11 protein-coding genes are annotated in these 12,306 nt (G+C 68.1%); 10 read left to right on the forward strand and 1 reads right to left on the reverse strand.

Annotation, left to right across the window (positions count from 1 at the left end; genetic code table 11):
- Positions 1 to 250: 250 nt before the first annotated feature.
- Positions 251 to 1,969, reverse strand: coding sequence for a gamma-glutamyltransferase (gene ggt, locus AC5P9I_RS16710; RefSeq protein ID WP_130768682.1), 1,719 nt, complete (start codon positions 1,967 to 1,969; stop codon positions 251 to 253).
- A gap of 95 nt (positions 1,970 to 2,064) precedes the next feature.
- Here ggt and AC5P9I_RS16715 point away from each other — a divergent pair, with 95 nt between their 5' ends.
- The 10 genes from AC5P9I_RS16715 (at position 2,065) to leuB (ending at position 12,297) form a co-directional block, all read left to right on the forward strand.
- Positions 2,065 to 2,577 carry a hypothetical protein gene (locus AC5P9I_RS16715; protein WP_130768681.1) on the forward strand — a complete coding sequence of 171 codons (513 nt, stop codon included), beginning with the start codon at positions 2,065 to 2,067 and terminating at the stop codon, positions 2,575 to 2,577.
- 65 nt (positions 2,578 to 2,642) lie between these two features.
- The gene (gene ilvC, locus AC5P9I_RS16720) at positions 2,643 to 3,617 is read left to right on the forward strand and encodes a ketol-acid reductoisomerase (protein ID WP_130768680.1); all 975 of its coding nucleotides are present in this window, start codon (positions 2,643 to 2,645) and stop codon (positions 3,615 to 3,617) included.
- A 39-nt stretch (positions 3,618 to 3,656) separates the two neighbouring features.
- Positions 3,657 to 5,393, forward strand: a complete 1,737-nt coding sequence (gene ilvG, locus AC5P9I_RS16725) for an acetolactate synthase 2 catalytic subunit (RefSeq protein ID WP_057494572.1) — start codon at positions 3,657 to 3,659, stop codon at positions 5,391 to 5,393.
- A complete protein-coding gene (locus AC5P9I_RS16730) occupies positions 5,377 to 5,628 on the forward strand; it encodes an ACT domain-containing protein (protein WP_049469921.1) in 252 nt (83 codons plus the stop codon). Before ilvG ends, AC5P9I_RS16730 begins: the two co-directional genes overlap by 17 nt.
- 96 nt (positions 5,629 to 5,724) lie before the next feature.
- Positions 5,725 to 6,816 carry a threonine dehydratase gene (locus tag AC5P9I_RS16735; protein ID WP_053505753.1) on the forward strand — a complete coding sequence of 364 codons (1,092 nt, stop codon included), beginning with the start codon at positions 5,725 to 5,727 and terminating at the stop codon, positions 6,814 to 6,816.
- Positions 6,813 to 8,399 (forward strand): 2-isopropylmalate synthase, encoded by a 1,587-nt coding sequence (locus tag AC5P9I_RS16740; protein ID WP_130768679.1) that lies wholly within the window; start codon positions 6,813 to 6,815, stop codon positions 8,397 to 8,399. The genes AC5P9I_RS16735 and AC5P9I_RS16740 overlap by 4 nt, the downstream gene beginning before the upstream one ends.
- Before the next feature lie 10 nt (positions 8,400 to 8,409).
- Positions 8,410 to 9,189, forward strand: coding sequence for a class I SAM-dependent methyltransferase (locus AC5P9I_RS16745; protein ID WP_130768678.1), 780 nt, complete (start codon positions 8,410 to 8,412; stop codon positions 9,187 to 9,189).
- 60 nt (positions 9,190 to 9,249) lie between these two features.
- Complete coding sequence (gene leuC, locus AC5P9I_RS16750; RefSeq protein WP_049469937.1) at positions 9,250 to 10,668, forward strand: 3-isopropylmalate dehydratase large subunit; 1,419 nt, start codon at positions 9,250 to 9,252, stop codon at positions 10,666 to 10,668.
- Entirely contained in the window at positions 10,668 to 11,246 is a 579-nt protein-coding gene (gene leuD, locus AC5P9I_RS16755) for a 3-isopropylmalate dehydratase small subunit (RefSeq protein WP_053461336.1), read from the forward strand. Before leuC ends, leuD begins: the two co-directional genes overlap by 1 nt.
- Positions 11,236 to 12,297, forward strand: a complete 1,062-nt coding sequence (leuB, locus tag AC5P9I_RS16760) for a 3-isopropylmalate dehydrogenase (protein WP_049469939.1) — start codon at positions 11,236 to 11,238, stop codon at positions 12,295 to 12,297. Before leuD ends, leuB begins: the two co-directional genes overlap by 11 nt.
- The last annotated feature ends 9 nt before the right edge of the window (positions 12,298 to 12,306 follow it).

The raw sequence follows: 12,306 nt of genomic DNA on the forward strand, positions 1-12,306 counted from the left end.
AGCCCGGCTACACTCGGCGCTGGGCTACCACTCGCCTAACAACTACGCCCGGCAGCTCCGGACTGCCGCCTGAAACGGCTTCATGGCGTCCGTTTTCAGGGGGCCAGATCAGTCAGCCGCATGGATGCGGCTGCCAAGCCTACAAGGACGTACTTGCGGCGTCCCCCGAACAGCCTACCCACCCGGCCCAACAAGCTATTCCGCTTCTGAACCCACCGCAGAGGGGGCTCAGCCCGTTGGCCGGGAAACCTCAATACCCCGCCGCCTGCCCATCCTTGCGGCTCTCCGAAGCCCCGTAGTAAACCCCGGTCTCCGGATCGCGCATGATCGCCTGGTACCCGCCATACGGACCATCGGCGAACACGATGCGATGCCCCTTGCGCATCAACGCACGCACGGTTTCATACGGGAAGCCGGTTTCCAGGTTCACTTCACCACCGTCGGTCATCGCCGTGGCCTGCCCGGTCGGCTCGGTCGAACCTTCATGCTGGATCCGCGGTGCGTCGCCGGCCTCCTGCAGGTTCATGCCGAAGTCGACCAGGTTCATCACGATCTGCGCGTGTCCCTGCGGCTGCATCGCCCCCCCCATCACGCCGAAGCTGGCATACGGCTTGCCGCCCTTGGTGATGAAGGCCGGGATGATGGTCTGGAACGGGCGCTTGCCCGGGGCATAGCCGTTGGGATGGTTCTTCTGCAGCACGAACATCTCGCCACGATCCTGCAGGATGAAGCCCAGCCCTGGCGGCGCCATGCCGCTGCCCATGCCGCGGTAGTTGGACTGGATCAGTGACACCATCATGCCGTCGGCGTCGGCCACGGTCATGTAGATCGTGTCGCCCTCCTCCAGCTGCTTCGGCGTGCCCGGCTGTACTTCCTTCAACGCCTTGTCCATCGAGATCAGCGCGCGGCGCTGCGCGGCGTATTCCTTGGAGATCAGCTTCTGCACCGGCGCCGGCTGGAACGCCATGTCGGCATAGAAGCGCGCACGGTCGGCGAAGGCCAGCTTCTTCGCTTCAACGAACAGGTGCACGTGCTCGGGTGAGCCGAACGGGATCTTCGAGAAATCGTAGCCTTCCAGCACGTTGAGGATCTGCAGCGCAGCGATGCCCTGGCTGTTCGGGGGCAGCTCCCAGACGTCGTAGCCACGGTAGTTGCTGCTGACCGGCTCGACCCATTCACCCTGGTGGTCGGCCATGTCCTGGTAGCTCAGGTAGCCGCCATTGGCCTTGAAGTAATCGCCGATGGTGCGGGCGATGTCGCCCTTGTAGAAGGCGTCGCGCCCACCATCGGCAATCTTCTGCAGCGTGCTGGCCAGGTTCGGGTTCTTCCACATCTCGCCCTTGCGCGGGGCGTGGCCGTTGATCGTGAACTGCTCCTTGAAGCCCGGGTACTGCGACAGCTTCGGCACCGAGCGGTCCCAGTAGTAGGCGATCACTTCGGCCAGCGGGTGGCCTTCGCGGGCGTAACGGATGGCCGGTGCCAGGTTGTCGGCCATCGGCTTGCGGCCGAAGCGGCCGTGCAGGGCAAACCAGCCGTCGACGGCACCGGGCACCGACACCGGCAACGGGCCGGTGGCCGGGATGTCCTTCAGGCCACGGCGCTGGAACTCGGCCAGGGTGAGCGACTTCGGCGAGCGGCCCGATCCGTTGTAGCCATAGAGCTTCTGTGTCTTCGGGTCCCAGACGATGGCGAACAGGTCGCCGCCGATGCCATTGCCGGTCGGCTCCATCAGGCCAAGCGCCGCGTTGGCGGCGATCGCCGCGTCCACCGCCGAACCGCCCCCCTTCATCACGTCCAGCGCGATCTGGGTGGCCAGCGGCTGCGAGGTGGCGGCCATCGCATGCGGGGCGATCACCTCCGAACGGGTGGCGAAGGTGTGGCCGGTGATGCGGTCGGCGGCGAGGGACAATGCGGGCACGGCGGCCAGCACGGCGGCGGCCAGCAGGGATCGGGCAAGGCGTCGGGACACGGTCGGGTTCCGATGGAAGGGTGATCCCCTGATCTTCGCCGCTGCGACCTCCCTGCGGTATCGGGCAGAGGTCATGGACGTTGATCCCGGGGTGGATGCAGACCAAGGCAGAAAGCCGCCGCATTCCGCGCAAAAACCGCCCTGAAAGGAGTGAATTCGGGTTCACCGAAACACTTTCAGCGGCAACCATCCTTGCGCCACAAGCGATTGCGCCGGATGCAGCCGAAACCTTGAAAAATTCTGCCGCGAGGGTTGACACCGCCAAAACGGCTGTGTTTCTCTCGATCACATGTTGCATCACAACACGCCACCGCGAACCGACATCGAAGCCGCCGCCACCGGCGCCGCCTCGCTGCGTTCGATTCTTGTGCTCGTACTTATTACCCAACCAACAGGTGCGGGACGAGCCAGCGTGTAAGCAGCAGATACACCGGAACTCATCAAAACCCGCACCCGCCCCGGTGCGGGTTTTTTCATTTCAGGACCTGGTTTCAGACGCAACCACCATGAACACCGCCAACGTCAACACCTGGAGCAGCACCGCCACGACACCTCGTGGTGGCTGTGCCTGTGCGGCGCATGGTGCCTCCTCCACCGCTTTCCCCTGACCGGCCGGTACGTCACCTCGACGACCGGCCGTTCTTTTTTCTTCCCACCGCAAGGAACCTCCCCCATGAGCACCAACGACCTGCCCCAGACCAAGATCGCCGTCATCGGCTACGGCAGCCAGGGCCGCGCCCACGCACTGAACCTGCGCGAATCCGGCTTCGACGTGGTGGTAGGCCTGCGTCCGGGCGGCCCGACCGAGGTCAAGGCACAGGCCGATGGCTTCACCGTGAAAGCACCGGCGGATGCGGTGAAGGATGCCGACCTGGTCGCCGTGCTGACGCCGGACATGGTGCAGAAGAAGCTCTACGACGACGTGCTGGCGCCGAACATGAAACAGGGTGCGGTGCTGTTGTTCGCGCACGGCCTGAACGTGCACTTCGACATGATCAGGCCGCGCGAGGACCTGGACGTGGTGCTGGTTGCGCCCAAGGGCCCGGGCGCGCTGGTGCGCCGCGAGTACGAGATCGGCCGTGGCGTGCCCTGCATCTGGGCGGTCTACCAGGACAAGAGCGGCAAGGCCGCCGAGTACGCACTGGCCTATGCGGCCGGCCTCGGCGGTGCACGCGCCAACCTGATCCAGACCACCTTCAAGGAAGAGACCGAGACCGACCTGTTCGGCGAGCAGGCGGTGCTGTGCGGCGGCGCCTCGGCGCTGGTGCAGGCCGGTTTCGAGACCCTGGTGGAAGCGGGCTACCAGCCGGAGATCGCCTACTACGAAGTGCTGCACGAACTGAAACTGATCGTCGACCTGTTCTACGAAGGTGGCATCTCGCGCATGCTGGAATTCATCTCTGAAACCGCGCAGTACGGCGACTACGTCAGCGGCCCGCGGGTGATCGACGCCGGCACCAAGGCGCGCATGAAGGAAGTGCTGAAGGACATCCAGGACGGCACCTTCACCAAGAACTGGGTGGCCGAGTACGAAGCGGGCCTGCCGAACTACAACCGGTTCAAGCAGGCCGACCTGGAGCACCCGATCGAGAAGGTGGGCAAGGAACTGCGCGCCAAGATGGTCTGGTTGCAAGGACAGGCCGCGTAACCGCGCGGCCCTCCCCCACCCGCTTTGCAAGGTTCCCCCATGAACTCTTCCACACACCGCAGCGCGCCGCCCAACGGCGCGCGCTGGCTGACCCAGGCGCTGGAAGCCGAAGGCGTCCGCACGCTGTTCGGCTATCCCGGCGGCACCATCATGCCGTTCTACGACGCGCTGGTGGATTCGTCGCTGAAGCACATCCTGGTGCGCCACGAGCAGGGTGCCGCACTGGCGGCGAATGGCTTCGCCCGCGCCAGTGGCCAGGTCGGCGTCTGCGTGGCCACCTCCGGCCCGGGCGCCTCCAACCTGGTGACCGGCATTGCCGATGCGATGCTGGATTCGGTACCGATGGTCTGCATCACCGGCCAGGTCGGCACGCCGCTGCTGGGCACCGACGCCTTCCAGGAACTGGATGTGTTCGGCCTGACGATGCCCATCGTCAAGCACAGCTGGCTGGTGCGCAGCGTCGATGACCTGCCGCGCGTGGTGGCCGATGCGTTCCGCATTGCCCGTGAGGGTCGCCCCGGCCCGGTGCTGATCGACCTGCCCAAGGACGTGCAGTTGGCCGATGCCAGCCATCTGCCGGCACATGTGCCCAGCGGCGTCGAACCGCCGCCGGCACCGGCCGAGGCCGCCATCGCCGAGGCCATTGCCGCGCTGGCCGCGGCCGAGAAGCCGGTGGTCTATGCCGGTGGCGGCATCGCACTGGGCGATGCGGTGCAGGACCTGCGCGACTTCGTCGAAGCCAGCGCCATCCCCACCGTGATGACGCTGCGCGGGCTGGGCGCGCTGCCGGCCAGCCATCCGCAGTCGCTGGGCATGCTGGGCATGCACGGTACCCGCGCGGCCAACATGGCGGTGCAGGAAAGCGACCTGCTGCTGGTGCTGGGCGCACGCTTCGATGACCGTGCCACTGGCAAGCTGGCCGAATTCGCACCGTTCGCCCGCGTCGTCCATATCGATGCCGACGCCTACGAGATCTCCAAGCTGCGCAGCGCCGATATCGCCGTGCCCGGCAACGTCGGCCATGCCATCCGTGCCCTGCGTGCGGCCTTCCCCTCCCCGAAGGCCCATCAGGATGCCTGGCGCAAGCGCTGTGCACAGCACCGCGATCGCTTCGCCGCGCGCTACGACGCACCGGGCCAGCACATCTACGCCCCGGCACTGCTGAAGCGGCTGAGCGAACTGGCGCCGGCCGATGCGGTGATCGCCTGCGACGTCGGCCAGCACCAGATGTGGGTCGCGCAGCACTGCCGCTTCAACCACCCGCGCAACCACCTGACCAGTGGCGCGCTGGGCACCATGGGCTTTGGCCTGCCAGCGGCGATGGGCGCGCAGTTTGCGTGCCCGGAACGTACCGTGGTGCTGGTGTCCGGCGATGGCAGCTTCATGATGAACGTGCAGGAGCTGGCCACCATCGCGCGCTGCCGCCTGCCGGTGAAGATCGTGCTGCTGGACAACAGTTCGCTGGGCATGGTGCGGCAGTGGCAGGAGCTGTTCTTCGCCGAGCGCTACAGCGAGATCGACCTGTCCGACAACCCCGACTTCGTCGCGCTGGCGCAGGTGTTCGGCATCGCCGCGACCCGCATCGACGCACGCGACGACGTCGAGGGCGGCCTGGCCGCGCTGCTGGCCGAGCCGGGCCCGGCGCTGCTGCACGTGGCCATCGATGCGCGCGCCAACGTGTGGCCGCTGGTGCCGCCGAACACCGCCAACAGCACGATGCTGGAAAGCAACCCCGCCCACGCCCGCCAGGAGACCCCCAATGCACTACCGGCTTGACCTGGTGCTGCACCCGGCCGAAGGCGCGCTGCTGCGCGTGATCGGCATGGCCGAACGCCGCGGCTTCGCGCCGCGCGCGATCAGCGGTGCGCCGGTGGCCGCCGACGATGGCCGCTGGCACCTGCAGCTGGTGGTGGATGGCCAGCGCCCGGCGGAAACGCTGTGCCGCCAGATCGAGAAGATCTACGACTGCGTGTCCGTGCAGGTCACGGCCGTGGAAGGAGCAGCCCCATGAACACCCGTACCGTAGCGACCACGGTGCCGGTACGGAGGCGTCTTCTTCGTCGTCCGTGCCCGCATGCGGCGGTCCTCCGCACCGCGCTGGTGGCCCATGCCGGCCGCTGACACCAACCAGGAAAGCGATGTCGGCGACGTAAGCGTTGCCGACGTCCTGGCAGCGCAGGCCCGCCTGCGCCGCTTCCTGCCGCCCACCCCGCTGCACCATGCCGAGCGCTTCGGCACCTGGCTGAAGCTGGAGAACCTGCAGCGCACCGGTTCCTACAAGGTACGCGGCGCCCTGAACGCGCTGCTGGCCGGCCGCGAGCGCGGTGACACCCGGCCGGTGATCTGCGCCTCGGCCGGCAACCACGCCCAGGGCGTGGCATGGGCCGCCTACCGCCTGGACGTGCCGGCCATCACCGTGATGCCGCATGGCGCACCGGCCACCAAGATCGCCGGCGTCGCCCACTGGGGCGCCACCGTGCGCCAGCATGGCACCAGCTACGACGAGGCCTACGCCTTCGCCGTCGAACTGGCGCAGCGCCACGGTTACCGCTTCCTGTCCGCTTTCGACGACGCCGACGTGATCGCCGGCCAGGGCACCGTCGGCATCGAGCTGGCCGCGCACGCGCCGGACGTGGTGATCGTGCCGATCGGTGGCGGCGGGCTGGCTTCCGGCGTTGCACTGGCGCTGAAATCACAGGGCGTGCGCGTGGTCGGCGCGCAGGTGGAAGGCGTTGATTCGATGGCGCGCGCGATCCGCGGCGACGTGCGCGAGATCGCCCCCGTCGCCTCGCTGGCCGACGGCGTGCGGGTCAAGATTCCCGGCTTCCTCACCCGCCGCCTGTGCACCTCGCTGCTGGATGACGTGGTGATCGTGCGCGAGGCCGAGCTGCGCGAAACCCTGGTCCGGCTGGCACTGGAAGAACACATCATCGCCGAGGGCGCCGGCGCGCTGGCGCTGGCCGCAGGCCGCCGCGTGGCCGGCCGCCGCAAGTGCGCGGTGGTGTCCGGCGGCAACATCGATGCTGGTGTCCTGGCCGGCCTGCTCACCGACATCCGTCCGCGCCCGCCGCGCAAGCCTCGGCGACGGCGCAGCGAAACACCGCGCTCGCCCGGCAAGGCCAGCGCCCTCGCCTCCCCCGCCTCTTCCCCTTCCCCCCTGCAAGCCGTCGCACCCGCTGTCGAGGAGATTTCCCTGTGACCACCATCGAACGAATTACCACCCCGCGCATCCGCATCTTCGACACCACCCTGCGTGACGGCGAGCAGTCCCCCGGCTGCAGCATGAGCCCGCCGCAGAAGCTGGTGATGGCGCGTGCGCTGGACGAACTGGGCGTGGACATCATCGAGACCGGCTTCCCGGCCAGCTCGCAGTCCGACCGCGAGGCGATGGCCCTGATCGGCCGCGAACTGCGCCGCCCGGGCCTGAGCCTGGCGGTGCTGTCGCGCTGCCTGCAGGCCGATATCGAGACCTCCGCACGTGCACTGGAAGCGGCGGCCAACCCGCGCCTGCACGTGTTCCTGTCGACCAGCCCGCTGCACCGCGAGCACAAGCTGCGGATGACCCGTGAGCAGGTATTGGAGTCGGTACGCAAGCATGTATCGCTGGCACGCTCGTACATCGACGATGTCGAATTCTCGGCCGAGGATGCCACCCGCACCGAGCTGGACTACCTGATCGAAGTCTCGCGCGTGGCCATTGCCGCCGGCGCCACCACCATCAACCTGCCCGACACCGTCGGCTTCACCACGCCGGAAGAGATCCGCGCGATGTTCCAGCAGGTCATCGCTGGCGTCGCCGACGTGCCGAACGCCGCCAATGTGATCTTCAGCGCGCACTGCCACAATGACCTGGGCCTGGCCGTGGCCAACTCGCTGGCTGCCATCGAAGGCGGCGCACGCCAGGTCGAGTGCACCATCAATGGCATCGGCGAACGTGCAGGCAACTGTTCGCTGGAAGAAATCGCGATGGTGCTGAAGGTGCGCCAGGCCTTCTACGAACAGGACAGTTCGATCAACACGCCGCGCATCGTTGGCACCTCGCAGCTGCTGCAGCGCCTGGTCGGCATGCCGGTGCAGCGCAACAAGGCCATCGTCGGCGCCAATGCGTTCGCCCACGAATCGGGTATCCACCAGCACGGCATGCTGCGCCACCGCGGCACCTACGAAATCATGCGTCCGGAAGACGTCGGCTGGGAGGATTCGCAGATGGTGCTGGGCCGCCACAGCGGCCGCGCCGCCGTCGAAGCGCGCCTGCGTGCGCTGGGCTTCTGGCTGGACGAAGACGAACTGAAGCTGGTGTTCGAGCAGTTCAAGGGCCTGTGCGAACAGCAGCGCGTGGTGACCGACGCCGACCTGCAGGCGCTGATGCAGGGTGGCTCCAACGCACAGGGCTACCGGCTGGCCTCGATGACCATCAGCGATGTCGGCAGCCGCGCCAACGCGCTGGTCGAACTGTCCGACCCGGACGGCAATCGCGTGGCTGAGACCGCGCAGGGCGATGGCCCGGTCGATGCGCTGTTCGGCGCACTGTCGGCCGCGACCGGCGTGCAGCTGATGCTGGACAGCTACCACGTGCACAGCGTCGGCATCGGCGCCGACGCGCGCGGTGAAGCCAATCTGAGCGTGCGCCACGAAGGCGTGGAGTACGACGGCACCGGTACCAGCAAGGACATCATCGAGGCCTCCGCACTGGCGTGGCTGGACGTGGCCAACCGCCTGCTGCGCCAGCGCCAGGCCGCCACCCACAGCGGCACCGACGTTCCCGCTTCCGCCACCGCCTGAGGAACCCACCATGAGCGCCTTCGACACCCCCACCCCGGCCAGCGCCGCTGGCCAGCAGTGGAACGCCCAGGACTATGCGATCGATGCCGGCTTCGTGCCGCTGCTGGGTGGCGCGGTATCGCGCCTGCTCGACCCGCGCGCCGGTGAACGCATCCTCGACCTGGGCTGTGGCGATGGCGTGCTCAGCACCGAGCTGGCCCTCAGCGGCGCCCGCATCCACGGCGTGGATGCCTCGCCGGAACTGGTCATCGCCGCCCGTGCCCGCGGTGTCGACGCCCAGGTGATGGATGGGCACGCGCTGTCCTTCGACGGCGAATTCGATGCCGTGTTCAGCAATGCCGCACTGCATTGGATGACCACGCCGGACCGCGTGCTGGAAGGCGTGCGCCGCGCGCTGCGCCCCGGCGGGCGCTTCGTCGCCGAGTTCGGCGGCCATGGCAATGTGGCCACGATCATCGCCGCAGTGCAGGCCGCGCGTGCAGCGCATGGCCACGGTGCCAGCACGTTCCAGTGGTACTTCCCCACGGCCGACGCCTACGCCGACCGCCTGCGCCAGCATGGCTTCCACGTGCAGCTGATCGAATGCACGCCGCGCCCGACCGCGCTGCCAACCGGCGTGGCCGGCTGGCTGCGGGTTTTCGCTGCGCCGCTGCTCGACGATCTGCCGGCCGAGGCCCGCTCGACCGTGCGCGAAGCCGCCAGCGCGCTGCTGGCCGACCTGCCGCGCAATGCCGCCGGCCAGCCGCTGGCCGACTACGTCCGGCTGCGCGTGCTCGCACGCCGCCGCTGACCGGCCTCTTTCATCTACATTCCCGATGTCCGCTCCTTCGTACTTCTGCCAGGCATACGCATGACCTCCGCACCCCGCACCCTGTACGACAAACTGTGGGACGCCCACGTGGTCGTCCCCGAATCCGACAGCGCGCCCGCCGTGCTGTACATCGACCTGCACCTGATCCACGAGGTGACCTCACCGCAGGCGTTCACCGAGCTGCGCGCGCGTGGCCTGTCGCCGCGCCGCCCGGATCGCACCAAGGCCACGATGGACCATTCCACGCCGACGTTGCCTGCCGCCGCCGACGGCTCGCTGCCCTACGCCAGCGCCGCTGCCGAAGCACAGGTCGCCACTCTGGCGCGCAACTGTGCCGAGTACGGCATCGAACTGTTCGACATGGCTTCTGACAACCGCGGCATCGTCCACGTGATCGCGCCGGAACAGGGTTTCACCCAGCCCGGCATGACCATCGTCTGCGGCGACAGCCACACCTCCACCCACGGCGCGTTCGGTTCGCTGGCGTTCGGCATCGGCACCAGCGAAGTCGGCCACGTGCTGGCCACCCAGTGCCTGCTGCAGCGCAAGGCCAAGACCCTGGCAATCACCGTTGACGGTGCGCTGGCGCCGGGGGTCGGCGCCAAGGACGTGGTGCTGCACATCATCGGCGTGATCGGCGTCAACGGCGGCACCGGCCATGTGATCGAGTTCCGTGGCAGCACCATCGAAGCGATGGACATGGAACAGCGCATGACCCTGTGCAACATGTCGATCGAGGCCGGTGCACGCGCCGGCATGGTGGCGCCGGACCAGGTCACCTTCGACTTCGTCGCCAACACGCCGCGCGGCCCCAAGGGCGCCGACTTCGAGGCCGCGGTGTCGCGCTGGCAGCAGCTGCGCAGTGATGAGGGTGCACGCTTCGACAGCGAAGTGCACATCGACGCGGCCGACATCCGCCCGACCCTGACCTGGGGCACCCATCCAGGTACCGCCATCGCGGTCGATGCGCCGATCCCGGCAGCCAACGATGCCGCCGCACAGAAGGGCCTGGACTACATGCACTTCCAGCCCGGCAGGGCGCTGGCCGGTACGCCGGTGGACGTGGTGTTCGTCGGTTCCTGCACCAACGGTCGCCTGAGCGACATGCGCGAAGTCGCGCAGGTGCTGCGTGGCCGTCGTGTCGCCGAGCGGGTACGCATGCTGGTGGTGCCGGGCTCGGAGATCGTCAAGCGCGAAGCTGAAGCCGAAGGCATCGACGAGATCGTACGCGCCGCCGGTGCCGAGTGGCGCGAGCCGGGCTGCTCGATGTGCATCGCCATGAACGGCGACCTGGTGGCGCCCGGCCAGCTGGCTGTGAGCACCAGCAACCGCAATTTCGAAGGCCGCCAGGGCCCCGGTTCGCGCACGCTGCTGGCCTCGCCGATGAGCGCGGCGTGGGCCGCGGTGAACGGGCACGTCGCCGATACCCGCGAACTGTTCGCACAGGAGGTGGCGTAATGGCCGGTTTCCGTACCTTGACCTCGGCCAGCGTAGTGCTGCGCCAGACCAACATCGACACCGACCAGATCATCCCGGCGCGGTTCCTGTCCACCACCGAACGCGCCGGCCTGGGCCGCAACGCGTTCAATGACTGGCGCTGGCAGGCCGACGGTTCGCCGGTGGCCGACTTCGCCTTCAACCAGCCGCACAACGCCGGCCGCAGCATCCTGCTGGCGGGGCGCAACTTCGGCTGCGGCTCGTCGCGTGAGCATGCCCCCTGGGCGCTGACCGACCTGGGCCTGCGCGCCATTGTCAGCAGCGAAATCGCCGACATCTTCCGCGGCAATTCACTGAAGAACGGCCTGCTGCCGATCGTGCTCGACGAAGCCGACGTGCAGGCGCTGATGCAGCGCCCCGACGACGAGCTGACCATCGACGTGGCCGCGCGCGAGCTGCGCACGCCTGACGGCCGCATCTATTCCTTCCCGCTGGATGGCTTCTCGCAGACCTGCCTGCTGGAAGGCGTCGACCAGTTGGGGTATCTGTTGGGCCGTGTCCCTGAAATCGAACGCTACGAGAGTGAGCATGCACGCTGAAATTGTTGTCCTGCCCGGCGATGGCATCGGCCCGGAAGTGGCCGCTGCGGCCGTTGCCGTCCTGAAGGCGGTTGCCACGCGCTTCAACCACACCTTCACCTTCAGCGAGCACGACATTGGTGGCATCGCCATCGACCGCCACGGCGAACCGCTGCCGGCGTCGACGCTGGCTGCGTGCCAGGCCGCCCATGCGGTGCTGCTGGGTGCGGTCGGCGGCCCGAAGTGGTCCGACCCCAATGCCAAGGTGCGCCCGGAACAGGGCCTGCTGGCGATCCGCAAGGCGCTGGGCCTGTACGCCAACCTGCGCCCGGTGCGTACCCACGACGCCGCGCTGCACGCCTCGCCGATCAAGGCCGAACTGCTGCAGGGCGTTGACTTCGTGGTGGTGCGCGAACTGACCGGCGGCATCTACTTCGGCGACAAGACCCGCGACGCCGACAGCGCCAGCGACCTGTGCCGCTACACCGTGGCCGAGATCGAGCGCGTGCTGCGCAGCGCCTTCCGCCTGGCCCAGCAGCGCCGCGGCAAGGTCACCTCGGTGGACAAGGCCAACGTGCTGGAAACCTCGCGCCTGTGGCGTGACGTGGCCGCGCGCATCGGCCGCGAGGAGTTCCCGGACGTGGCGCTGGAGCACCAGCTGGTCGATTCGATGGCCATGCACCTGCTGGCCAAGCCGCGCGAGTACGACGTGATCGTCACCGAGAACATGTTCGGCGACATCCTCACCGACGAAGCTTCGATGCTGGCCGGTTCGCTGGGCCTGCTGCCGTCGGCCTCGCTGGGCGAGCCGGGTGCGGTCGGCATCTACGAACCGATCCATGGTTCGGCGCCGGATATCGCCGGCAAGGGCATCGCCAACCCGTACGCGACGATCTTCAGCGCCGCGATGCTGCTGCGCCATTCGCTGGGGCTCGACGCCGAGGCTGCGGCGGTGGAAGCGGCCGTGCATGCCGTGCTGGACGAGGGTGTGTTCACCGCCGATCTGGCGGCCAAGGGTCAGGCAGTGAGCACCGCCGCCGCGACCGATGCGGTGCTGGCGAAGCTGGGCTGACCCATCCGG

The organism is Stenotrophomonas sp. YJH_SMC_29, from assembly GCF_059371235.1.